This window comes from Marinobacter shunpengi (genome assembly GCF_045449715.1).
GTDB lineage: Bacteria > Pseudomonadota > Gammaproteobacteria > Pseudomonadales > Oleiphilaceae > Marinobacter.
Window position 1 is genome coordinate 43,267 of record NZ_JBJJLA010000028.1, and the last position, 23,253, is coordinate 66,519.

Annotated in this window: 20 protein-coding genes and 1 pseudogene; 19 read left to right on the forward strand and 2 right to left on the reverse strand. The window is 48.5% G+C overall.

Annotated features, from left to right (window positions below):
- Positions 1-8 precede the first annotated feature (8 nt).
- From ACJO3T_RS19555 to ACJO3T_RS19635, 17 genes are all read left to right on the forward strand, one after another.
- Entirely contained in the window at positions 9-1,415 is a 1,407-nt protein-coding gene (locus tag ACJO3T_RS19555) for a flavin-containing monooxygenase (protein ID WP_406979570.1), read from the forward strand.
- Positions 1,403-2,293, forward strand: a complete 891-nt coding sequence (locus tag ACJO3T_RS19560) for a hypothetical protein (protein WP_406979571.1) — start codon at positions 1,403-1,405, stop codon at positions 2,291-2,293. Before ACJO3T_RS19555 ends, ACJO3T_RS19560 begins: the two co-directional genes overlap by 13 nt.
- A complete protein-coding gene (locus ACJO3T_RS19565) occupies positions 2,294-2,818 on the forward strand; it encodes a hypothetical protein (protein WP_406979572.1) in 525 nt (174 codons plus the stop codon). It begins immediately after the preceding gene.
- Between the two features lie 44 nt (positions 2,819-2,862).
- A complete protein-coding gene (locus ACJO3T_RS19570) occupies positions 2,863-4,611 on the forward strand; it encodes a fatty acyl-AMP ligase (protein WP_406979573.1) in 1,749 nt (582 codons plus the stop codon).
- Positions 4,604-4,861 (forward strand): phosphopantetheine-binding protein, encoded by a 258-nt coding sequence (locus ACJO3T_RS19575; protein ID WP_406979575.1) that lies wholly within the window; start codon positions 4,604-4,606, stop codon positions 4,859-4,861. The genes ACJO3T_RS19570 and ACJO3T_RS19575 overlap by 8 nt, the downstream gene beginning before the upstream one ends.
- A gap of 17 nt (positions 4,862-4,878) precedes the next feature.
- On the forward strand, positions 4,879-5,382 hold the full coding sequence (locus ACJO3T_RS19580; RefSeq protein WP_406979576.1) for a PaaI family thioesterase: 504 nt from the start codon (positions 4,879-4,881) through the stop codon (positions 5,380-5,382).
- Between the two features lie 12 nt (positions 5,383-5,394).
- The gene (locus tag ACJO3T_RS19585) at positions 5,395-5,682 is read left to right on the forward strand and encodes a DUF6506 family protein (protein WP_406979577.1); all 288 of its coding nucleotides are present in this window, start codon (positions 5,395-5,397) and stop codon (positions 5,680-5,682) included.
- A gap of 101 nt (positions 5,683-5,783) precedes the next feature.
- Positions 5,784-6,581, forward strand: coding sequence for a 4'-phosphopantetheinyl transferase superfamily protein (locus ACJO3T_RS19590; RefSeq protein WP_406979578.1), 798 nt, complete (start codon positions 5,784-5,786; stop codon positions 6,579-6,581).
- Between the two features lie 105 nt (positions 6,582-6,686).
- Positions 6,687-7,535 (forward strand): metal-dependent hydrolase, encoded by an 849-nt coding sequence (locus ACJO3T_RS19595; protein ID WP_406979580.1) that lies wholly within the window; start codon positions 6,687-6,689, stop codon positions 7,533-7,535.
- Positions 7,536-7,858: 323 nt separating this feature from the next.
- The gene (locus tag ACJO3T_RS19600) at positions 7,859-8,644 is read left to right on the forward strand and encodes an alpha/beta hydrolase (RefSeq protein WP_406979581.1); all 786 of its coding nucleotides are present in this window, start codon (positions 7,859-7,861) and stop codon (positions 8,642-8,644) included.
- Between the two features lie 76 nt (positions 8,645-8,720).
- Entirely contained in the window at positions 8,721-9,689 is a 969-nt protein-coding gene (locus tag ACJO3T_RS19605) for a fatty acid desaturase (RefSeq protein ID WP_406979582.1), read from the forward strand.
- Positions 9,686-10,699, forward strand: a complete 1,014-nt coding sequence (locus tag ACJO3T_RS19610) for a TauD/TfdA family dioxygenase (protein ID WP_406979584.1) — start codon at positions 9,686-9,688, stop codon at positions 10,697-10,699. The genes ACJO3T_RS19605 and ACJO3T_RS19610 overlap by 4 nt, the downstream gene beginning before the upstream one ends.
- A 6-nt stretch (positions 10,700-10,705) precedes the next feature.
- A complete protein-coding gene (gene asnB, locus ACJO3T_RS19615; RefSeq protein ID WP_406979585.1) occupies positions 10,706-12,532 on the forward strand; it encodes an asparagine synthase (glutamine-hydrolyzing) in 1,827 nt (608 codons plus the stop codon).
- Between the two features lie 6 nt (positions 12,533-12,538).
- Positions 12,539-13,663 (forward strand): lysophospholipid acyltransferase family protein, encoded by a 1,125-nt coding sequence (locus tag ACJO3T_RS19620; RefSeq protein WP_406979586.1) that lies wholly within the window; start codon positions 12,539-12,541, stop codon positions 13,661-13,663.
- Positions 13,664-13,992: 329 nt separating this feature from the next.
- Positions 13,993-15,528, forward strand: coding sequence for a fatty acyl-CoA reductase (locus ACJO3T_RS19625; protein ID WP_406979587.1), 1,536 nt, complete (start codon positions 13,993-13,995; stop codon positions 15,526-15,528).
- 79 nt (positions 15,529-15,607) lie between these two features.
- Complete coding sequence (locus ACJO3T_RS19630; RefSeq protein WP_406979588.1) at positions 15,608-17,152, forward strand: flavin-containing monooxygenase; 1,545 nt, start codon at positions 15,608-15,610, stop codon at positions 17,150-17,152.
- Positions 17,153-17,180: 28 nt separating this feature from the next.
- Positions 17,181-18,056 carry an SDR family NAD(P)-dependent oxidoreductase gene (locus tag ACJO3T_RS19635; RefSeq protein WP_406979589.1) on the forward strand — a complete coding sequence of 292 codons (876 nt, stop codon included), beginning with the start codon at positions 17,181-17,183 and terminating at the stop codon, positions 18,054-18,056.
- Between the two features lie 13 nt (positions 18,057-18,069).
- On the opposite strand, the pseudogene ACJO3T_RS19640 reads toward ACJO3T_RS19635, so the two are convergent.
- A pseudogene (locus ACJO3T_RS19640) lies at positions 18,070-18,215 on the reverse strand (transposase); the annotation flags it as partial.
- Positions 18,216-18,554: 339 nt separating this feature from the next.
- Positions 18,555-19,793: a TroA family protein gene (locus tag ACJO3T_RS19645; RefSeq protein ID WP_406979591.1), complete on the reverse strand. Its 1,239-nt coding sequence runs from the start codon at positions 19,791-19,793 to the stop codon at positions 18,555-18,557.
- Positions 19,794-19,979: 186 nt separating this feature from the next.
- Between ACJO3T_RS19645 and ACJO3T_RS19650 the strand changes: the two genes are divergently transcribed.
- Positions 19,980-21,893, forward strand: coding sequence for an AAA family ATPase (locus ACJO3T_RS19650; RefSeq protein ID WP_406979592.1), 1,914 nt, complete (start codon positions 19,980-19,982; stop codon positions 21,891-21,893).
- Positions 21,894-22,138: 245 nt separating this feature from the next.
- A protein-coding gene (locus ACJO3T_RS19655; RefSeq protein ID WP_406977608.1) for an IS3 family transposase occupies positions 22,139-23,250 on the forward strand; the annotation gives its coding sequence in 2 pieces (ribosomal slippage) (positions 22,139-22,400 and positions 22,400-23,250; 1,113 coding nt in all).
- The last annotated feature ends 3 nt before the right edge of the window (positions 23,251-23,253 follow it).

A 23,253-nucleotide genomic window follows, 5' to 3' on the forward strand; every position in this document is an offset into this window, starting at 1 on the left:
CAAAAGGAATGACGAAAAAGGTAAGCAAAGTGCCTGAATCAAGGATAGAGCGTAAACGGAAAGTAGCCGTTGTTGGTATGGGGCCTTCAGGGATCGCAACGTTAAAAAATCTACGTGACCGTGGGATAGAATGCGTAGGGTACGAGTCTCACTCAGAAATTGGAGGCATCTGGAATCGAGAAAACCCTAAAAGCTCCGCTTATCGTAATACGCATACCATAACCTCAAAAGAGGTGACTGCGTTCAAGGATTTACCGCTAAATAGAGACCTGCCGGTCTATCCTCGGCATGACCAAATATTGGACTATTTGCAACAATACGTTGAGCGCTATGGGCTGAGAAAATTTATACGTTTTAATCATTCAGTAGAAAAGACCGAAAAGCTAAATAATGGTTGGAAAGTGCACACGAGCGTTGGTACGTCTGATACGTATACAGACCTGGTGATCGCCAACGGTCATAATTGGCATCCTAGATATCCAGACTTGAACGGGAAGTTCGATGGCAAAGTCATTCATGCTCGTGATTACGAAGACGCTAAATGCATGAGCGACAAACGAGTGCTAGTCATTGGTGGCGGTAATTCGGCCTGTGATATCGCTGTGGAATGCTCACAATTAGCTGAAAAGACCGACATGAGCATGCGACGTAGATACAACTTCTACCCCAAATTTATCCTTGGAAAACCGACCGACCAAGTGGGAGCTTACGTTCGATCATTAGGTCTGCCAGTATATGTCTCTAGCAGATTGATGAAGTTGTTGATTAGGTTTTCTTTAGGTAGACAGGAAGACTTGGGTTTGCCAAAGTCTGACCACTTGCCATTAGAGACGCCAGCTATTATAAACTCCCTCGTGCCATATTATATTGCACATGGAAGGGTAGGGTTGAGGCCTGCGATAAAAAAGGTCGATGGTCGAAGAGTCTATTTTGAGGATGGTACCTCTGACGAGTTCGACGTCATCGTTGCTGCTACCGGATACGAAGTCTATATCCCGTTCGTAGAACCTAAATATTTATCTTGGGGAAAATATAGCCCCGATTTTTATCTATTTGCATTCTCACCTCGTTATAATGATTTATTTATTTCCGGAATGACTGACTCCACGGGAGGACACTTTCCAACAGTCGATCTTCAGTCTCAAGTGATTGCTGCATATATTAAGGCGAAAGAAGAAAATCCTTTGAACGCAGATAGGTTCGATAACTTAAAGCAAAGTCAAGAAATCGATCTACATGGAGGTGTGGATTTTATAGACGTGCCTAGAAATGCGACCCAGTTTATTTTGGGCCTGTTTAAGCAAGAACTCCATAACCACCTGGAACTGCTAGAACCTGCTGAGCAAAAGCGTCAGTGGAAACCATTTTTCAATTTTAAAGAGATATTTAATACAAGGTTCGCATGGAAGAAATGAATAATAGAAAAGGGTTCATATTTGACGAATATGATGAAGCACTTAATAAAGCACTTTTTGAGGTCCCATATAACAGTTGCGCCCAGATAGTTGAGTACTTTGCCAATGAGAAAGTCGGCTATAACAAGGGGGCCTCATGCGCTTGGCAAACATTCTTTGTCGCTGATGAGGTCCGGAAACTTGGGGTTAGAAATAAACCGAAGTATTTGAGGGATGGAAGGCATGTCGCCGCCGTTTATTTCAACGAACGCGATGTTATCGTCTTGGATCCTTATCTCCTGCATACGCAAGCGATTAGATTTTCTGCTCCGTTGGACTCAACTGATCATATCGTCACGGCGAGTGTCGATGCTTATCCAGTGAGGGTCGCAATAAACGGCGAGGTAAAGTGGTCGCGACTGAAAGGGACTTTGAATATGCAAAAAAAGGAAATAAGACTCGACTACATCCGGTTTAGTCCGAGCAAGAATCATAACTATATATATAGAAGTTTTACGTTGGCTTTTGAAACGGCCATGGAAAAAGTTCCGTCTCCGCCGGAGGAAGTGCGTAATAAGTTGCTTCACTCAGAGCAGAATAATTTGTCTGTTAGAGCGGTTTGCAGCGATAGTAAAGAGCTAACTGAAATTATTCTACCTTTAAAAATGGTAGCGGAAGGGAAAAGACCTTGCAGAGAATGGTGTTTTATTAAGTCCAATTTAGGTGAGGTTATAAAATATAAAGATAGCGAATTTGACCCCCATCTAGGAGTCATCGCGAAGGCTATTGATAGTGAGCCATCAGATGTACTGGATTACCTCGTTTCTACGGCGTTTCTTTATCACTCTGTGATGCCTGTGGGGCAAGTACTTTCAGCCTACAGCATGGAGAATGATTAAATGACCGAAGTAGCGAGAGCCCGTACTAGTCCTTTAGACGGAAAAAGTTTTTTTATCGCGGGACTGATGCAGGGTGCCCGTACGGGGTCAAAGTTAGCGAATCAGGACTATCGTAAAGATCTCGAGCAGGCAATAAAAAGCCACTGCCCGAATAGTCCCATAAAAGATCCGGCGAAATTGATGTGGCAGCTCAATAAAAGCTCTAGAGAATCGATAGGCGAAGAGCACGACTTACTGAAACATAAAGAAATAATAGATTGCCGGGGTCTATCCCCCCCGTTAAGCGAACTGGCTGGAATCTTCCATAAACTTACTGATATAGCGGCTGAGTGTGATATCTGTGTTGCATGTCTTCCGAATCATGAACCTAGTATGGGCACCGCCGCCGAAATGTATAGCGCATATCGAGCAGGAAAAACAGTGGTTGCGATAACCGGTATGACTCAAACGTTAGCGATATTGGCCTGTTCCACGATCATAGTTCCAACAATCGGCCACTTCGGTGACTGGTTGATAAATGAATAAAAATATTTTTATTACAGAATCGTATGGATTACAGGGAGGTAGTGATGAAACTAAACAAAATAGAAAATCTTGTACTGGCGCTTGAAGCTGAGGCAGACAGTGAGTTTGGTAACCAGGCTAGATATAAGGCGATTGATCTAAACGGGGCCACGATCCAAGAGCTATCAGCAGTTGAGTGGAAGAGGAAGGCTCTGGCCTTGGCTTCTAAACTAAGTGATGTCGCATCCCCCGGTGATCGAGTTCTTCTTCCAACGTTGGGTGGGCTTGATTTTCATATTGCATTTCTTGGCTGTGCATATGCCGGGTTGGTGGCTGTCCCAGTGCCTAATCCGTCAATGGGGACTGGCCAAACGAAAGCCACTGGCAGAATCGCTGAGCGAATTAAGTCAATCTGCCGAGATTGCGCCCCCAAAGCAGTAGTTATGGACGGCAATAACCTCCACTTATTTAAAGATTATGATGTAGTTGCTGTGGACGTCTGTCAGTCGGAAAGCCGATCCGCGTGGGAGCCTCCCGGGCTCGCGTTCGATTCGGAAACCGTCCTATTAATCCAGTATACCTCTGGATCTACTTCAGAGCCACGTGGAACAGTAATAACCCATGCTAATTGGCTTATTAACCGCAGGGATGCTAGTGAAAGAGGTGACATTGGTCGAGATACTACTATTGTGACCTGGCTTCCTCTGTTCCATGACATGGGCATTGGTAACGGCCTGGTACTACCGTTGGTTTGTGGCGCCTCGTTGTCGATTATGGAGCCTAGGGTATTTGTTCGTTCGCCGTTAACTTGGTTAAAAGAGATAGAAAAGTACAGCGATGTCTTTAACGCAGCTCCAGATTTTGCGTTCCATATGTGTGTCGATCGTACAACCGAAGAGCAAAGGAGCCGTTTGGATCTTACCGGTTGGCGCACCGCAGTTAACGGCTCTGAACCAGTTCGAGTAGAAACTATCGACCGATTCGTTAAGGCGTTTGAGTGTTCTGGTCTTCGTAGGGAAACAATGAGGCCCGGATATGGACTAGCAGAGTGCACCTTGGGTGTGACGATGGCTGCAGCACAGACCCCTGTGATTTTTCGCAGTTTCGACAGGGCTTCATTGGCAAAGGGTAAGGCAATACCTATCGAAACTGAATCCAATGGGGTCAAATTGGTTGGCTGTGGCACCGCCTGCGGGGAAATAAATTTAGCAATAGTCGATCCGGATAGCAGTCTCGAGTTGGCTCCGAATGAGGTAGGAGAAATTTGGGTTGATTCTCCCAGTAACTCGTCTGGCTACTGGAGTGGCGTAGCGCATAAAGATGAGTCGCCTTTTGGTGCGGTTCCTATTGGAAGGAACAGCAATCGTAAATTTGTAAGAACAGGTGATTTGGGATTTGTTGACGAGGAAGGAGAACTCTTCATTACCGGGCGGCGAAAAGACGTACTGATAATAGGAGGAGAAAACTTCTTTCCCCAAGACGCCGAGTCAGCTGCGAGAAGCTCTCATCCTGCATTTACAGGGCGTGCCTGCTCAGCATGGACCACAGATTTCGACTCCGCGCGCTCAACTTTGGTCGTGGTGATGGAAACCACCGAGCGGGATGCTGAAGTGCTTAAAGAGGCTACGCGCGCCGTCGGGATTTCGGTAGGGGCTATTATTCCAACAAAAGTTGTCACGATAGCAGTTCCACTTTACAGCATTCCCAGAACTACAAGTGGAAAAATTAGACGACGAGATTGCGCTAAGCAGGTCTCGAGCGGCGAACTAGAAATACTATCAAGCTGGGGCGAAACAAATGCGACCTATGTGTAATGATGACGTCATATCTAATCTGTGCGCGATAGTCGCTAACGCTATTGATATGCCCGAGAGTGATATCGATATCGATCTGCCGCCTTCTGCATACGGTTTAGACTCCAAGAGTATAATTTTTGTTGTGCAAGATATGGAAAAGTTTCTAGGCATTGAGCTTGATCCGGAGATCTTTGTGTCGGGTTGTACAATGCAGCAAATATCAACCTATATTCACTCTACATACATATCGCAGGACTTCTTCGCATAATAATAAGAGGTATTAAAATGACTGATATGGCGATTACACGAAACAGCGATATTTTGGTCCCCGAGGGTTTTCCCGCGCTAGGCGACCTAACTAGTCATCGACAAATGTTAAATGAGATATTGGACGGTACGGATATAACTCCCCCTGCAGTTGTGAATTTTGGGCTTCCTTTTGCAGTTCCATGCAATGCGTCGTGGAGTTGCGGACGTTTTGAAGGAGAATTTACTCCTGAAGGAGATGTTTTCATAAAATATGACGTGGTGTTTGGCGGATACGTCGCAAGCGTTATTGATCAATTCGCGGGCTTGGCAACATCGTCTATGCTGCCGGACGGTTGGACATATTTAACGGCGCAGCTGGACATTGGCTTTAAAGCACCTTTAAAAGCAAGCCCAACCGTAGTTAAGGCGACTATAGATTCATTAAGTCATCGTAAGGCCATTTGTGACGTCGTTTTGTTACAGGATGATTTGGTAGTAAGCCGCGGCCGTGTTACGGAAATTTTGGTACCACCTAATTAAAGGAATCAGCTAATGGCTCTGAAAAAGTTTGGTTTTATTGTAACCGGTGATAGGTTTACACAAAAACAAGGAACTAAAGATTTCTCAATGACCGTTATAGGTGTTCTTGAACCTTCAGAAGGTTTAAATGCCGCTGAGAAGCTGGTGGAAGATGGCGTTCAGTTAATCGAGCTTTGCGGTGGTTTTAGTCCAGTGTGGGTTGGACGTGTTCTAGAAGCAATTGATTATGCTGTTCCGATTGGGGTAGTTGCTTATGGGCCCGAGTCTATTGATAAGATGTATAAGTTATTTTTGGATTGAGTTAAGATTCGCCTTTAGAGGTTCAGCCAATGGAATTTATAAAATGATTCAGTCACAAGTAGGTTTCCGTAATTTCAATATAACAGGCGTAACTGTGGCATTTGACTATTGAAGTCGAGACATTTAGTTTTTCGCAGCTTGAATTAGCTTTGTCCGCCCGTCGCTATGACGTGGATGACGACTATGTTTCAGGGTTTCGGTTCGATGGTTTGAGTGTGCCCGATAACTTTTGGGAGGGTGGTGTAAAAAGACGCTGTGAGTTCGTTGCTGGAAGAATGGCCGCGCTTGATTGCCTTATTATGATCGAGCCCAAAAGGGAGCCGGTTATAGACATAGGGAGCGGAGGTGAACCTCTTATAAGTCTTGGGCATATTTCAATAAGCCATACCGAAGATTTAGCCGTAGCCGTAGTTTCTAGAGGGCGTCATCGAATTTTAGGCGTCGACGTAGAAGTTGTTAGTCCTGGTGCCGATAACGAGTATTTATTGAGTCGAATATGCGCTAAGTCTGAGCTTGCAGTAATTAAATGTTTTGGTGACGTTGACTTAGCAGCGACTATAATATTTTCGGCTAAAGAATCTATTTTTAAGGCTCTGTTCTCGGCCTTTAATGTAAGGGTTCGGTGGAGTTGCGTTAAATTAATTCGCTGTGACGTTTTTGCGTCGAAGCTTTTGTTTTTTATTGACGACGAAAAATGCCTCTTTTTTCGGGGGATTATTACGGTAATGTACGATGCCTGTGGTGAATTTGTTTGCACGATCGTCGATCAGTGTATGGAGGAGGTTTTTCTAGATGGTGGATACCGTCTCACGGCACTAATTAAACAAAGTTGCGATCCACTTTTTAGAGCTATAGATAAATCTATCTTGTGCGGCCGGGCCATCTTTATGGAGCGTTGATTAGTTTATTAATATCGCTCTGAAAAAGAGGAAATTTTTTCGCTTTATTCTAGTACACGCGATCTTTATAGTTTAGGAAGAACTTTACGAAACAAGGGGTTTTAAATGATGGCAAGGGCAGATGAAGTTTCCTCTATTCCTCGGCGAGATATAAAATTCGATCTAGACGATTGTGATATGAATCACTGGCATAAATCGGGCAGGCATGTTAGCCAGTTTTTAAATGCGCTCTCCTTAGTGTTTCCAGAGGGTGAAAAGTTCTTCATTGATAGTGTGCGTTTTTATAGAGATGACATTACGGATTCGAATCTTGTCCAGGATGTTAAGGGTTTCATAGGGCAGGAGGCAATGCATAGCCGAGAACATATTGCCTACAATCGGGCATTGGAGCGCTGCGGATTGCCGGCCAATGAACTAGAGCGCTCATTTAAAAAGCAACTTCGATTGTTACGTAAGTGGCTACCCGCGAGGATTCAGTTGGCTATCACAACCGCCGCAGAGCATTTCACCGCGTTGATGGCCGATATGACCCTAGGTGATGAACGAACGCTTGCGAGCAAAGAGGAAAGGCTTAGTTCTTTATGGAGGTGGCATGCGATAGAGGAAACTGAGCACAAGGCAGTCGCGTTCGACGTATATAGCACGATGTTCGGGCGTGGGCCAACAGCCTATTTCGTGCGTGTTTGTACCATGGTATTTGTTACGTTTTATTTTCTCTGTCTTATAACCTATAACCACTTCCGTTTGTGTAAAGCTGCGGGAATATTATTCGATTTTCGAGGCTGGGTTAGTTACTTTTCTTTTGAGTTCGTAAGTCCTGGTCCGTTGCGAAAAATGCTACCTCAGTATCTTTCTTATTTTCGTCCTCGGTTCCATCCATGGGACCGTGATAACCGCTATCAAGTACAGCGATGGCGGACAGAATATACTGCCACCGGAGAGCCGCCATCATAGGGTGTATTAATAACGGGCGTAATAACCTGCACAGCTAAAGGTCTTTTTGGGAGCGTTGTGGTTTGGTCTTCTCGATTTGATCAAGTATATCGCGAGTTCAGGAGTTCCATTTAATTCCTGCTTAGGTATGTCGGTACTGTTATTGCACAAATTTCGCTCCTATCACTTTTAGGGTGGCGATCCAGGACCCTCGGTGAATCTACCGTTGGTATCAAACGTTGGGTTTGATTATTAACCCTGCCCAAGGAGATGTTGGAATGTATTCGTTGACCCTTAGGTTGATTCCTATCATACAGCCGATTTCTGCACACCTCGCAGCGGGTATGGCTGCACGACTGCTAGTAGTACCTCGTCGCCTACCACCTAGCGATCTGGAGCTAGAATTTCGAAAAAGTGCAGAGCAAATTACTATTGGTGATGGGCTGAGAGGGTATTCGTGGGGCAAGGGCCCTACCGTTCTCCTCGCGCATGGTTGGGAAGGTCGGGCTACCCAGATGGCCTCGTTCGTGGACGCATTAGTTTCGAATGGATTTCGTGTCCTGGCCGTGGATGCGCCAGCACATGGTCAGTCTCCGGGGACTCGAATGCACGTGATGAGCTACGCCGAAGCACTTTGCAAAATTGGAGAGTCACTTGGGGAGCTACAGGGAGTTATCGGGCATTCTGCGGGGGGCAATGCCGTTGCGGTTGCATTATCCAAAGGGCTAAAGGTTAGGCGAGCGGTTCTCATTGCCCCACAAGCCTCGGTTGATTGGGGCGCGAGACGAATAGCGCCTCTGATGGGGCTCAAGGGGCGCGCTTTAGACAGTTTTCCTGCTGCACTTCAGAAGAAAATGGGTGTTTCTCTTGGTGCGACGTCAGTGCCTTCACTAAGAGATCGAATCGTTCAGCCCGTGCTAATTATTCATGACATTTCAGACAAAGAAGTGCCTGTCACAGATGGACAGGCCATTGCTGATGCCTTGCCTAATGCGCAGCTTGAGAAAACCGAAGGATTAGGGCACCGGCGAATACTCAAGGCCCAAGAGGTAACTAAACGGGCAGCTGAGTTTCTCGCCGAAGGGGCCGCCTCGATTGGCGCGAGTGGTATTAGGTCCTCGACGTTATGAGAATGGAACTTGATAAAATTTCCTAAACATTTGAACGCGTACCTTAAAGAATAATTGCTAGATCGGGAACTAGGTTATGGATAACTCACATACTGAAAGCAAAATGAAAACCTTTCGTGCAAGGTTTCTTAGGGATAACCCTGACCTTACACGGGAAGTCCTAAAGATTCAGAGCAACCAACGTGGCGCGCAAGATATAATCGAATTTGACAGAAAAACACGCAAGAAGGTATATGCGCTACAGGGTACTACCTTTGCATTTATCGCCACCTCATCAATTTGGATTTCCAATTGGTATCTCGCAGCGTTGGCGATCATAGTACTTGGAACCTTCGCAATGCCGTACATTCGGGTTTTCATGCATTCCGAGTTTCACTGGGGTCTTGGAGGAACGACACTGGAACGCCGCTGGTTTCGCAACTTCATTTCATTGACATTCTCAGTCCCCCAGCGGGGTTACGAAATCGGTCATCGCATTCATCATCGGTATGATAACGATTTTTCAAATGACGGTAGGCCTAGGGACCCACAGTCGACGTATATATTCGCTAGAAATGGAAGCCCAAGTAATCCGTTCCTTTGGATAATATATTATGCTTTTCTATTTCAACACATGGTATTGCCATATCTCGTGGTTAAAAATGGCAAAAATACGGATATTGCATCTTATTTTTTTCAGTTGTCTGGGATAATCTCGCTGCACGTTATAATATTTCTCTACGCAAAAGAATTTTATTTGCTTATATATCTTCCATCGACCGTCATATCCTGGTTTGGGTCTGCGATAGTATTATATATGATGCATGACGTGAGTCTAGAAGGTATTAGCTCGCATCCCACCAATAACTCGGCCTCTCAGTTTTTTAATTGGTTTGGTGATAACGATGGCTTCCATCTTGAGCATCACGTGTTTGCAGGTGTTCATCCAGCGAGGTTGCGTGAAGTGCATGATATTGTCCGAGATAACATTCCAGATAAGCAAATATTGCCTAATCACTATGCCACTGAGTTTTTCAAGCGACACGTAATCGGAGGCGTAGAATGAAGTTCGACGATCATTCTGGCTTACCAATAATTACCCCTTCAGATATTGGATTTCAGGGAGGAGAAACCTATGTGGAGGGAGTCTCAGCATGGGTAAAAAATAATAAAGATCATATAGTTAAGATGGTTTCACGGCGTGGTGGAGTTATTTTTCGACACTTCGATTTCTCCGATCACCTGGACTTTGAGCACATGGCCAATGCCCTGCCTGGAAAACCGATGCAAAACTACAGAGGTGGTGCAGTTAAACGGAGTAGATTGAGCAGTAATGTATTTAACAGTACCGAACTCACTCGACTATACCAGTTGAACATTCACCACGAAATGGCTTACCAACCGCATTATCCAGATATTGTCTGCTTTTTTTGTGAGCAACCTGCACGGAAGGGTGGCGAAACCACCCTGTGCGATAGCCGCGAGGTCGCGAAAAATTTAGGTGAGGAGAGCGCCGCAGTTCTGAAAGAAAAAGGTATCCGTTATGTGCGGACTTTTCAGGATCGACGCTTGTTTAGAGAGACTATTAAGGCTGTTAATCCGGTGTATGTGCACCTGACCTGGCAGGATGCTTTCGGGACGGAAACACCAGATGAGGTAGAAGCATGGTGTCAGAAGGAATCGATAGGCTATGAGTGGAGGCCCAATGGTGACCTCGCACTAATAACGAACTTGCCAGCGTTCGTTGAACATCCTTTGACCGGAGAAATATGTTTCTGCAATCAAATCCATAGCCAACACTTCAATCGACGGAACTTTGGCAGTTTGGTTTATGGTTTCAGGAAATGGAAGTATCGGTCTGAGGCTGATATGCCCAACCAAGCTTATCTTGGAGACGGGAGTCGTATCCCGGAAAGCGTTGTTACAGAAATTATGGATCTCACTGACAGTAATACCAGGTATATCTCTTGGAAAAAAGGTGACTTGCTGGTAGTAGATAACCGCGTATTGGGGCACGGGAGACGCGCATATAGTGGGTCGCGCAAAGTCCGGGTTGTTATGAAAAAGGGAGTATAGAGCGCAATGTGTGGAATCGGTGGTTATATCTCTACCCGGTTATCGGAACGCAGTGGGCACGAAGTGTTGGAAGCGATGTCTGGTGTCTTGGCGCACCGGGGGCCAGATGGTCGTGGAACCTTTCAGAGTGGTTCAGTTGGGATGGTCCACAGACGACTCTCAATAATCGATATTGAGCAAGGGCAACAGCCTATGACGACTGCCGACGGCAAGGCAGTCGGGGTATTCAATGGTGAGATTTATAACTACGTGGAGCTCCGGAAAGAACTCGCTGCACGAGGAGCAACTTTCCGGACCACCTCGGACACAGAGGTTCTGCTTGAGGCATACAGGCATTGGGGGGTGGACTGCGTAAAGCGCTTTAACGGGGACTTTGCCTTCGCGATCTTTGACACCACCCTACAAAAGGTTTGTTTGGGACGAGATCGACTCGGAGTGAAGCCTCTCCATATTGCGCGCAGGGGCGATGGCTTATTTTTTGCCTCAGAAGCGCAGGCACTGTTGGGTCCTCTGGACATTCAACCAACCCTTAACCCTTATGGATTTATAGAACAATTGACCTTCGGTCAACCGGTCGCGCCGAACTGTTTCGTGAACGAAGTGGAGGTGGTTGAGCCCGGCACGATTGCTGAGTTTGATCTTAATGGGCGATGTATCAGCTCAAGACGCTATTGGCGCCTACGGCGTGACAACGCGATCGATGATGTTCAGGACTTGTCCCAAGCAATTCATGACGGTTTATCAGAAGCTACCAGATTGAGACTGAGGAGTGACGTAGAAGTTGCGTGCCTGCTTAGTGGTGGCCTTGATAGCTCTGCCCTGACTTACCTGGCCAAAGAACACTCGCAGAGCTTAAGCGCATACTCAATTGACCATGAACTTTCGACCGACGGTACTGCATCACGCCAATTAGCACATATCCACGGCAGCGACGCTGAGCGAGCAATGGAGTTGGCAAAAGCACTTGACCTTGAGCATCACTTTATAAAGGTGGGCGCGGATGGCCAACACCGCCACTTGGAAGCTGTAGCTGAATGTCGACTCTCACCCGTTACGCTCGGTTCCGAGCTTGCTATGTATACTCTATTCGAAAAAGTTTCAAAGCAGCATAAAGTAGTGATTTCTGGTGATGCTGCTGACGAGCTCTACCTTGGTTACTATATGCAGTTCGACGCATTACAGCGCGCCAACCAATTGGACCCGTATTTCGTCGCTCCAAGCTATAAGCTATTCCCTGCATTAAGAAAGCGTGTCTTCGGCTTTGACGCCAATGAATACGTGCAGCATAGATTTTCAGAGATACTTAATGAGTCGGACCTAGATCCTCAAGCACCTGACTATCCGTTTCATGCTATGCATTATCTACAGCTGCGCGTTATGCTTCCTTATTTGCTGGATCGCTTGGATCGAATCAGCATGGCCCACGGGGTGGAGGTGCGCGTACCGTTCACCGACCACAATTTGATCGACCAGTTCTATCGTATTCCAGCCGCACTAAAATTTGAGAACACTGAAAAAGCCGCTTTAAGGAACGCCTTTAGAGGGAAATTACCTTCCAACATAGTTGATCGAAAGAAAAGTGTCTTCCCCTATGCCAACGATGACAAGGGCGTCGCGCGCCTCAAGAAGAAAGTATTTCAGCAGGCGACTTTTGATTCGTTAACCGGTAAAGGCCTCTCCAAAATCTTTAACGTTCCAAAGCTCTTGAGTGCAAACCAGAAGAACAAGGGGCAAATAGACTCTTTTCAAACCCACGCCATGATGCTTCAGCTTTTATCGATGCGACACCTTATTAACCATCATACACCGACCTCGCGTCCCAAGCTAAGGTGATCGCCGATGAGCGCAGTGGTTGATCTTAGCCCGGATATTAAAAGCGATAAAAGTCGATTTGGATATGATCCTGATTTTACATCTGTGGTTTATGACAGAGCGTTGAGCTTCGTCGCTGAAGAGTATTTTCGAGCTGAGCTAATAAATAAAACTGGCAGGCCATGGAAAGAGGTTTTTCGTGGACCTGCCATCTTCTCGGCCAATCACAGCGGCATGACGCTCTCTTGGGATAATATAATATTCGATTATTTGGTGTATTCTGAGATGAAGCATCTAGAGGGGCCTAGGATAAGTCGATTGGAACGAAAATTACGCCGACTCGTAGATCCGTTATTAATTTCTGTAGGACGGGCCGACCCCTTTTTTATTTCCGACTGGTGGACCCGGACAGGTTGTGTTCCTGCTTCTTTTGATAATTTTCGCACGCTACTTAGTAGTTCGGAGCTAGTATTGGTCTCTCCTGAAGGTGTCGCCGGAATTGCAAAGGGTTTTTCAAAGCGCTATTCACTTCAGCCTTTTTCTAGTTCGTTGGTGGCTCTGGGGAACGAACTAGATGTGGAAGTGTACCCCGTATCAGTAATTAATGCCGAATATTTACGCCCTTTCAACTATAACGTAAAGATATGGAGTTCTTTCGTTCGGCAACATATTAAACTATCATTCATGCCTGTCGGGCTTGGCGCGAGCCAACTAATTTGTGGGGCAACCTACCTAACGCCTTTTCCAGCAAAGTTGCGATATGTCATCCACCCGCCAATACGGATTTCCCACTATTTAACGACGGTGCATCAAGAGTTGAAACCGAAGATTGATCAGAACCGTCGGGCCAGTGAGGTTTTGCGTCGTCACCAACAAGGGCTTTTAAATGAAGAACGGGAGCAGGCGCCGCCGATATATTCTCTAGGGGAGCTTGCTCAGGTATTTAGGAGTTCACGCAATAAAAGATTTTTTGACCCTTTTTTTTGGCACGAACGATTTCACCGTGCGGCTGGAGTTCCGAAAGTCCTGTCGTTAGCCTGTAAGTTCCCGATCATTGGCTTACCCCTAGCAGCTTGGGTCCGCCGAAGGCTCGAGCAGGGCGCCGGCCGATCGACAATTGTTCAGGCTAAACAGTCTTCAACCTCGCTCTGACTCCAAACATCCCCAAGACCTTGGTGCGCAGTTTTTTGGGGCGGATCGAGGTTCGGGCGACCATCCCCGCCTCTCATATCGGGGTCACTGGTCCAGTTTGGCTAGGATATTTTTCATTTAACATTGCGCGGCAATTAATAAAGATTAGTAACAGAATTTTTACGGAGTTCTTCATCATGGTTTGTTTTTTAAGTTGAGATATGGATTGTAGATAGTGTAGGTCTATAGCTTCTAAGGTGGCTATGGTGTGACACCGCTCCTGAGGCGCTAAATTTTGGTAAACGCTGTTACGTCGTATGATACAAATAGAAGAAAAGGTGGGTTCATATATGACTTTTATAATCCAGGGATCGGAAGAAATTAAATCTTTGACGTTAGAAAGGTTCAAAGGTAAGCGCTTGTTAATCACAGGAGCGACTGGGTTCGTCGGCAAAGTGGTTTTGGAGAAGCTACTTAGATGCGTTCCTGATGTTGGCGGAATATTCCTCTTGATTCGGGCTAACTCACGTTACCGAAACAGCTATGATCGCTTCTGTTCCGAAATCCTTAGTTCGTCCGTTTTCGACCGTTTAAGGGCAGAAAAAGGTGAGCAGTTTGGTGAATTGGTTTCTGCCAAAGTGCACTGTGTAACCGGAAACGTAACAGAGAACCGCTTTGGTTTGTCTGCGGCAAAGTTCGTGCATCTCGCGAATAAAATTGATGCGGTCATCAACGCCGCAGCTAGCGTTAATTTCCGTGAAGAGCTGGACAAAGCGCTGGAGGTCAACACGCTTTGTCTAAAAAATATCGTCATGTTCTCTAGTTGTGGAAGCGGTATTCCAGTACTTCAGGTTTCAACCTGTTATGTCAACGGGAAGAATAGCGGTCATGCCACTGAAAGAGTCGTGGCTCCCGCTGGTGCAGAAATCCCTAAATCTAATCATGGTTACTACGATGTTGGTGGATTGCTACGTCGATTGCAGGACAAGATCGACGACATTCGGTCCCGGTACGTTGGTACAGACTTGGCTCGAAGGCTTATCGATCTTGGGCTCCGGGAGGCCAACCACTATGGTTGGAGCGACACCTATACGTTTACCAAGTGGCTAGGCGAGCAGTTGTTGATGGAGGGCTTGCAGGGTCAGAATTTAACGATTGTCCGCCCTTCCATTATTGAAAGCGCTCTCGAAGAGCCAGCACCAGGCTGGCTTGAGGGCATAAAGGTTGCTGATGCTATTATTCTAGCGTACGCCCGCGAGAAGGTTAGCCTATTTCCGGGACGGCGACGTTCGGTCTTGGACATCATTCCTGTTGACCTAGTCGCCAACAGTATAATCTTATGTCTGGCAGAGGCCTTGGACGACAAGCAAGTCCATAGAATATACCAGTGCTGTAGTGGGAGCAGTAACCCGGTAACTCTTGGTGAATTTATTGACCACATAATCACGGCATCCAAACGCGACTATCGACTGCATGACCGATTATTTTATCGGAGGCCAACCAAGCCCTTCATCGCTGTGAACCGTCGGTTGTTTAATGTCGCGGTTGGCTGTGTAAGGTTCTCGCTTTCGGTGGCTAGTCGCACGCTGAAGACTCTCGGTCGTCCTGATGATATGAGGATGCTTCGTAACCTTGATACTACGCGTTCACTAGCAACTATATTCGGGTTTTATACGTCGCCAAACTATATCTTTCGCAACGACCGGCTGATGGAGTTGGCGGACCGAATGGGAACCACAGATCGTAACCTCTTTCCGATAGACCCCGGTGCGATTCAATGGCCTACCTATATTGAGCGAATACATATGGCCGGTCTTAACAGATTCGCCCTTGGTGGGCTTAGTAAACCCCAGCGTAAAGACCGGAAGTTCGGCAAAACAGTATAGTTGTAGCGCAATTAAATAGAGGCCCAACCGGTCGCTAGGCCAAAGGCGGGCGTAAGGTATCGCGGAAGGTAGCATAGCTATGGATGCAACGAAGCAATCGCAAGGAAACGTCATTCATTGCGGAACTGCCATTATTGGGGCAGGGTTCGCGGGCATAGGAGCAGCGATCAAGCTAAAGCACAGCGGGGATGAGGATTTCTTAGTCTTTGACAAGGACAAAGGAGTGGGGGGGACTTGGCACGTCAACAACTACCCCGGCTGCGCCTGCGACGTGCCATCCCATCTTTATTCGTTTTCTTTTGATCCGAACCCTGATTGGAGTCGCGTTTTTGCACCCCAATCGGAGATCCTTGCATACCTGCAGCGTTGCGTGGAAAAGTATCGTCTAACGCGACATTTGCGTTTGGGTAAAGAAATCACGCGGGCTCGATGGAATGAAGCTAACGGACTCTGGAGGTTAGAAGACCGGCATGGGCAGCATTACACCGCTAGGTTTCTGGTCTCTGCCCTTGGCGGGTTATCCAAGCCCCATTACCCTGACATTCCTGGTCGGGACAGCTTTGGAGGGAGTGTGTTCCATTCACAGCAATGGGATCACGACTACGATTTGAGTAGTAAGCGCGTTGCGGTCATTGGTACAGGGGCTTCGGCTATTCAAATAGTCCCTCAAATCCAGAGTAAAGTTGCCCGGCTGGATGTCCTTCAGCGGACACCTCAATGGATTTTGCCACGCCCTGATAAACCTATATCCAGGCGCAAGCGCCGATGGTTTCGCCGGTTTCCATTGCTACAGCGGCTTGAACGGAGTCGTATTTACTGGGCGCTGGAGTCACGGGTCTTAGGTTTTGTCCACCAGCCCAAGCTAATGCGGCTGGTTGGGCAGCTAGCGCTCAAACACATGTACCGGCAAGTGAGGGACCCACATCTAAGAGCTAGGTTAGCACCGGATTATACACTTGGATGTAAGCGGGTACTCATATCCAACGAGTTCTATCCTGCCCTAACCTTACCCAACGTGAACTTGGTTACCGACGGTATTGAACGTATTACACCTACTGGCATCGTCACCTGTGAAGGCGAGGAGCGAGAACTCGATGCGATCATTTTCGCCACGGGCTTTCACACAGCCGACTCAGTGCCTGAGGGTTTGATCGAGGGGCGCGACGGTAAAGATCTAGCTCTACTCTGGCGAGGCGGCCCGAAAGCGTATAAGGGCACCACGATTGCAGGTTTCCCAAATCTTTTCATGATCACCGGACCAAACACAGGATTGGGGCATTCATCGATGGTGTACATGATGGAATCCCTGTTTGATTACTTCCTTGATGCTAAGGACTACATGCGCCGCAATGGAATCCAGGCATTGGACGTGGATCCCCGTGCTCAAAGTCTCTACAACGAGTGGCTTCAGGAGCGACTGAAAGGCAGCGTTTGGAACTCCGGTGGCTGCGCGAGTTGGTACATGCATCCGGAAACTGGGTGCAATACGGTGAGTTGGCCAGGATTTACGTGGCAGTTTCGGCGCATGACACGAAGGTTTGACCCGGCGGCCTATCGTCTGGAGAACTCACGTTCGGAACGACCGGATGCCGAGCCTAACTGGACGGCGGGTGGCGCGTCTTGAGACGTCGAACAAACTTGGAGTAGTACAAATGGCGAACAACAACAAACGTATCGCGGCTGTCACAGGAGCTGCTTCTGGTATTGGGCGCGCCCTGGCATTGGAACTGGCGAACCGTGGTTTCGACTTGGCACTGGCTGATGTAGATGAGAAGGGGCTGGAGGAAACCGAATGTCTAGCTTTCCAGCATGGTGTTGATATTCGAACTTCGGTGCTTGATGTCACTCAGCGCCAGGCCATGTTCGATTGGGCGGGGAAAGTGGTCACTGAACTTGGTTCGGTTGACCTCCTTGTCAATAACGCGGGGGTCGCGCAGAGTGGCACCGTCGATGGTAATGACTTCGGTGATTATGAGTGGGTCATGGCGGCCAATTTCTGGGGGGTCGTCAACGGCAGTAAGGCGTTTTTGCCTCACATGCGTGAGGTTGGTCGTGGCCACATCGTGAACGTCGCTAGCATATTTGGTGTCTGTGCCCAGCCCGGAATGAGTGCTTACAATGCTTCCAAGTTTGCAGTGCGTGGGTTCACAGAGTCATTGCGCCAGGAGCTGGATATGCTTGATTGTGGTGTCTCTGCCACCTGCGTGATTCCTGGCGGCATTAAAACCCAAATCGCTCACTCCGCGCGCCTTTCCCCGAGCCTAGCCGAACTCCATAGCGGGCCTATCGATGATGCCCAGATGCGAGATGATTTCTTAGACCGCATTGCGCGTACCTCACCGGAGAAGGCCGCTAGGATTATTGCGAATGGGGTCGAACGCAATGCCCGTAGGGTGCTGATTGGGGCTGATGCCAAATTTCTAGACATGCTGCAACGACTACTTCCAAGTAGTTACCAAAGGTTGACGATTGCCGCTACAAAACTAGGGATCGAAAAGGTCCGCAAGGCTCAGCAGTCGGCGAGCTGAAACCACGGAGGCACAGACCCAGGTCGCCGTACTTCTTGCGCCACGTGTAAAACGTCGCATCAGACATGCCCATCTTGCGGTACACTTCCGACCGGCGTACCCAGCTCGGCCTGTTTCAGGGAAGGCGATCTGCTCTTCGGTGTAACGGGATCGCTTCAAGGCATGCTCTCCTGCTCAAGGCTCTATCATGCCGGATTTTCCAGTTTTTAATGGACCGAAATTCTGGGGTAGGGCAAAGCCGTATTCCACGGAGTGTTCGATGTAGCGTGAGCAACTAGGCCCACCGCTCAATTATTTCCCGTAGCGACTCCCCTGCTGCAAAGCACCAAAGACTGAGATCATTTCCGTGTTGGCCGAGTCAGGCCAGCAAAACAATCAACCAAAGGAGCTCAATCATGGCTAAAGCATCTGATTTCGAAGGCGGTAACTACCCCAGCACCACTGGCAATCCTTCTGGTGGTGGCCGAGGCAATGGTCCTAGGGAATAAGGTCTAAGGATCAGGCTGCCATAGTCTTGGCAGCCTGATCCTTATAGTTTCCCCAGATGTCCTCGTACCTGAATAGCAGTCCTTCCTTCAGCTGATAAAGGGCCCCATCATCCCGGTGACGGGCTACCTCCTGTTTGATCAGGCGATTCCAGATAACAGACAATTGGGCTCTGAAATGGGCATATCGGAACTCAGCCTGGTCAGGCACCAGGTTTAGAACAAACCCCTCCAACTGGTCATCCTTCGGCAACACTCCACTTCGCCATTCCTTCAATCGCGTTTTACGGGTTTCTCGGGCTTGCGACGCTAGGTCTTGATATTCCCTCGTCGCTGGATCCAGTCTGGCCATCTGCTCATCACTCGGATGCGGGATCGAATCCGCCAATCGTCGCAGAGGCAGAACCTCTTCTTCCTCACCTGAAAACACTCGACGCCATTCCTCCAAGAGGTGAGTAAAGGGAAATGTGATATTTCCCTCCTGATCCACGGTTGGTGCCAGGCTGCCAACAAATCCCTGAGTCACCAGCATTTCACGAGCCTGGGGTGTTATGTCTTCGGTATTGAGGGACTCCAGAACGTCCAGGGAGATCTGTGACAGTAGGTTGTAGTAAAAATCGATTCGCATGTCTTGCCAGAACCGCTGCTCAGCGCTGGCGTTCCTGGCGAATTTCCCCGAATCTGATCTGGTTATCTCGCATGCCTCCTCGATGAGTTCTTTTCCTATGAATGTATGGTGCTGAAGAAGTCGCTTCAACGCTGATTGGGTCAGTTCGAGATCCGCGGTGCTCCGCGTCTTTGCGTGGACAACCGGCTTTATTTCCTTCAGGAAATCGTACTCAGCATCTATTCTGGTTTGAAGAAATTGCTCCGCTCGGGATTCGGGAAAACGGTCTTTGAGTATTAAGTCTCTAAACGACCGAATAGCCGGAAGCCAGCTGGCACCATTACTTCTCAACTGAAGCTCTTCCCAGGGACGGAACTCCTCTATGATTCGGTCAATGGCGTTGGAATCAGAAATCCTCGACTCATAGATGGCTTTCATTCGTTCAGCTACGGACCGCGTAACTGGTTCTCGAAACGCCTTTCGCAAGGTCTTGGCATCCGGTGGCACCTTACCCATCTCGATGGCCACATTTCGGATTGCTCCAGCCATACCGCCGCTGAGACCGATGAGCCGGACAAATTCCTCGTATGGAGGCAGAAATGGAATGTCAGATGGCGGATACGCCATCAGGACCCGATCTTTCAATTTATGGTTCCTTACTGGCCACAGCCAATCAGCAGCATATGGGCTAGAAGAAGATACAGCGAATGAATGTGTGGGGCGGCTTTCAAATCGCAATAGCCGGCTTATGATTTCTTCTTGAGCTGGCGGAAAACAGCCGGCAAAGTAGTCCGCCACATTCCGAGACAATGTAAACCCAGGAGCCTCATAATGGTAGCTGAGGAAAAGCCAACCACGCTTGTTCTCCCTCTTAGTGATTTTGAGACATTGGAGCTGCAGAGCAGCCTATCAATAGACTCATGGGCTGAAGCGGCGAACAAAACCGAACTGATCTCAGTGTATCTGATTCAGAAAGTACCGGCTCTTTGCTCCGCAGGTAAGAACGTGGCCCTTTTGGTTGAGCGGGCTCTGGCGGATCTGCTATCGGCTATCCAGAACGAAGTTGATCTGGCCGATTTTCGGGTAAATGTTAAAGGGGCCTGGTCCCAGGAAGAGTTCAACGAGGGATTGCGTTTACTGGAGCGTGAGCAGATCGGTCTCCTCAACGATGAGGAGAAGGTTGCTGATGTCGTAAAGCATGATGGCACTTGGGATTTTGGGCATATCGAGCGTCTCAGCCGTACTCGCAATCCATTTATCCACGCGATTGAGACAGCTCCTGGTCAAACATCGCTTTTTACTGACCCCCAGGGCCGGATCCTGACACAGGCCTTAGCAGATAACGAGGAGTCCCTCCACATCCAAGGTACTGCTGGCGGTGGAAAGACTCATTTGGTCAGAGCACTTGTCGACTCCTTCGGCGCCAGCAAAACACTACTGCTCGCTCAGACCAAAACACAGCTTGACGCCCTCCTCCGTCGGATTGGGAACCCTGTTATCCACGCTGAGACATTTGCTTCGCTGTCATATCGGATGCTACTCGAGGACGCTGGCATTGTTAGCAATGAGCTCCCTCGCAGATCCTCCAGTAACTTCCTGGTTTCGGACCAGGACATAGCTCAGCATTTCTCATTTAGCTCGGTGGCCTCGTTGGGTCCAGCCACCGTAGCTGAAATGTGCAGGAGGATAGTCGCCAGCTTTTGCCATTCAGATGACGATGAAATTGATGGGCACCATTTGCCACGAACAGCAGATCGGTTCTCCGAGGCAGACAAGGGGATACTCATCGCTAACGCCAGGCGGTTGTGGGCTGAAATTGAGGCTCCGAGCTCTTTGGAGTTTATGCTCCCTCTGCGCGGCTACCACAGAATCAAGTTGCTCTCACTGCGTGGGGCTTCGATACCGCCAGGCTATTTGCATGTCATCGTCGATGAGAGCCATGAGCTGACCCCAAGTATGGTGAAGATTCTCGATGAGTCGCCGAGTTCGATTATTACCCTTGGGGATCAGTACCAACGTTTATCCGGAACATCTCAGTCTCGAAGGCCGAGTATTCGTTCACGCGAAATCCACCTAAATGTCCGGGCCGGCCGGCAGATAGAGAGTGTTTTGAACCCCATTTTGGAGAAACATCCCATCCGTTCATATTCCCCTGTAGTCGGCAACTCGACAAAAAGAACTTTGGTCTCGTTCTATGAGAAACCTGCGGTGCCCGATCATCCGGCTATGATCCTTGTGCGGGACGAATGGAGCGTATTGGAATGGATGCAGCGTCTTTCGCATCAACGTGCCAAGTTTGCAGTCCTCCCCGGCGCTCGCCACTCCCTCAGTAATCTTATGAAGGGGTGTATTGATCTGTACCAGCAGAACACACGATCTCGGCACCCATTCCTTTTTAGATATCCGGATTGGGAATCCCTGGCCCGGTCCCAGCAATCGAATAATGCTTTCCTACGGATCGCCAGAATGTTGGAGAAAGGCTATTCCCACCAGGACTTCGAGAACAGTGTCACCTCTATGGTCCCGCTGGAGAAGGCGAAAATCACACTTGGTCGAGTCGAGGATGCTAAGAATGCGGAGGTTGATACGGTGGTTCTGGCTCCAGAACTACTTTCAGACCTCAATGAAGAAAACTCCTCTTTCCAGCTGGCATCAAAGTTGTCAGCAATCTATACCGCTGCATCCAGGGCAAGATTCCATTTGGTGGTACCTGGGTACCTCAGGGATTGGCTTGAGGACCAATAACTTCTCAAGAATTCATCCCATTTCTTCCACCATCGACACTTCATTCTGTGTTCTGGGGATGAAGTACGAGAACAGTCAAACACCTACTCAGTACCTTCCTTCGAACCGCCTATACCGATCCATCGTCTACCTGGTCGATTATTGAGTTGGCGGATAGGGAGGTGGTTCTCTTGTAACCATCCCCTAAAATCGGTGCATGCGTAATTAGAGTTCTCCGGCCTACAATGAGGCAAACGGAGAACGACATGAAGAAATCACGGTACAGCGAGTCCCAGATCGTCAAGATCCTGAAGGAGGTCGAGGGCGGTCGCCTGGTCAAGGAAGTCTGCCGGGAGTACGGCATCTCCGATGCGACCTACTACAACTGGAAATCCAAGTACGGCGGCATGGAAGCCTCTGATGTGAAGCGCCTCAAGGAGCTTGAAGAGGAAAACCGCCGGCTGAAGCAGATGTACGCGGAGCTGAGCCTGGATCACAAACTGCTCAAGGATGTGATCGAAAAAAAGCTGTAAAGCCAGCCGTTCGACGAGAACTGGTGGATTACCTCAAGCAGGCTCACGGCGTCAGCATTCGCAGAGCCTGTCGAATCGCTGGCATCAGTGACTCTGTGTACCGGTATCGGCCGGATACTTCCCGGGATGAACCAGTGATTGCAGCGCTTCAGAGCGCGACTGAACGCTATCCCGCCTACGGCTTCAGCAAACTGTTCAAGGTGCTGCGACGCTGGGGTCACGGATGGAATCACAAGCGGGTACACCGGCTGTATTGTGCACTCAACCTGAATAAACGACGACGGGGTAAGAAACGACTCCCGACCCGAAACCCGGAGCCATTGAGCGTACCAGTCACCGTTAATCGGTGCTGGTCGATGGATTTCATGAACGACAGTCTGTTCTGTGGTCGCCGGTTCCGCACTTTCAACGTGGTGGACGATTTTAACCGGGAGGTACTGGCCATCGAGATCGACCTTAATTTGCCGGCCCCACGGATCATCCGGGTTCTGGAGCGCATCATCGCCTGGCGAGGCTACCCGGCCAGATTGCGAATGGATAACGGCCCGGAGTTCATCTCCATCGCCCTGGCAGATTGGGCGGAACAGCACGGCATATCGCTGGAGTTTATTAAGCCAGGGAAGCCGACTCAGAACTCCTACGTGGAGCGCTTCAACCGAACTTACCGGGACGAGATCCTGAACATGTATGTCTTCCGGAACCTCACCGAAGTCCGAGAACTGACCGAGTCCTGGATAACGGAATACAACGATGAGCGTCCCCACGATTCACTGGAAGACCTGACGCCATGGGAATACCTGGCGAAACACCAACGGGCGGAAAACTCTAATCAGCGGTGCAACTGAAAC

Coding starts and splice junctions, on each gene's coding strand:
- ACJO3T_RS19560 (WP_406979571.1), top strand. CDS start 1,403: ATGGAAGAAATGAATAATAGAAAAGGGTTCATATTTGACGAATATGAT.
- ACJO3T_RS19600 (WP_406979581.1), top strand. CDS start 7,859: ATGGCTGCACGACTGCTAGTAGTACCTCGTCGCCTACCACCTAGCGAT.
- ACJO3T_RS19610 (WP_406979584.1), top strand. CDS start 9,686: ATGAAGTTCGACGATCATTCTGGCTTACCAATAATTACCCCTTCAGAT.
- ACJO3T_RS19570 (WP_406979573.1), top strand. CDS start 2,863: ATGAAACTAAACAAAATAGAAAATCTTGTACTGGCGCTTGAAGCTGAG.
- ACJO3T_RS19565 (WP_406979572.1), top strand. CDS start 2,294: ATGACCGAAGTAGCGAGAGCCCGTACTAGTCCTTTAGACGGAAAAAGT.
- ACJO3T_RS19575 (WP_406979575.1), top strand. CDS start 4,604: ATGTGTAATGATGACGTCATATCTAATCTGTGCGCGATAGTCGCTAAC.
- ACJO3T_RS19595 (WP_406979580.1), top strand. CDS start 6,687: ATGATGGCAAGGGCAGATGAAGTTTCCTCTATTCCTCGGCGAGATATA.
- ACJO3T_RS19605 (WP_406979582.1), top strand. CDS start 8,721: ATGGATAACTCACATACTGAAAGCAAAATGAAAACCTTTCGTGCAAGG.
- ACJO3T_RS19620 (WP_406979586.1), top strand. CDS start 12,539: ATGAGCGCAGTGGTTGATCTTAGCCCGGATATTAAAAGCGATAAAAGT.
- ACJO3T_RS19555 (WP_406979570.1), top strand. CDS start 9: ATGACGAAAAAGGTAAGCAAAGTGCCTGAATCAAGGATAGAGCGTAAA.
- ACJO3T_RS19625 (WP_406979587.1), top strand. CDS start 13,993: ATGACTTTTATAATCCAGGGATCGGAAGAAATTAAATCTTTGACGTTA.
- ACJO3T_RS19580 (WP_406979576.1), top strand. CDS start 4,879: ATGACTGATATGGCGATTACACGAAACAGCGATATTTTGGTCCCCGAG.
- ACJO3T_RS19630 (WP_406979588.1), top strand. CDS start 15,608: ATGGATGCAACGAAGCAATCGCAAGGAAACGTCATTCATTGCGGAACT.
- asnB (WP_406979585.1), top strand. CDS start 10,706: ATGTGTGGAATCGGTGGTTATATCTCTACCCGGTTATCGGAACGCAGT.
- ACJO3T_RS19635 (WP_406979589.1), top strand. CDS start 17,181: ATGGCGAACAACAACAAACGTATCGCGGCTGTCACAGGAGCTGCTTCT.
- ACJO3T_RS19585 (WP_406979577.1), top strand. CDS start 5,395: ATGGCTCTGAAAAAGTTTGGTTTTATTGTAACCGGTGATAGGTTTACA.
- ACJO3T_RS19650 (WP_406979592.1), top strand. CDS start 19,980: ATGGTAGCTGAGGAAAAGCCAACCACGCTTGTTCTCCCTCTTAGTGAT.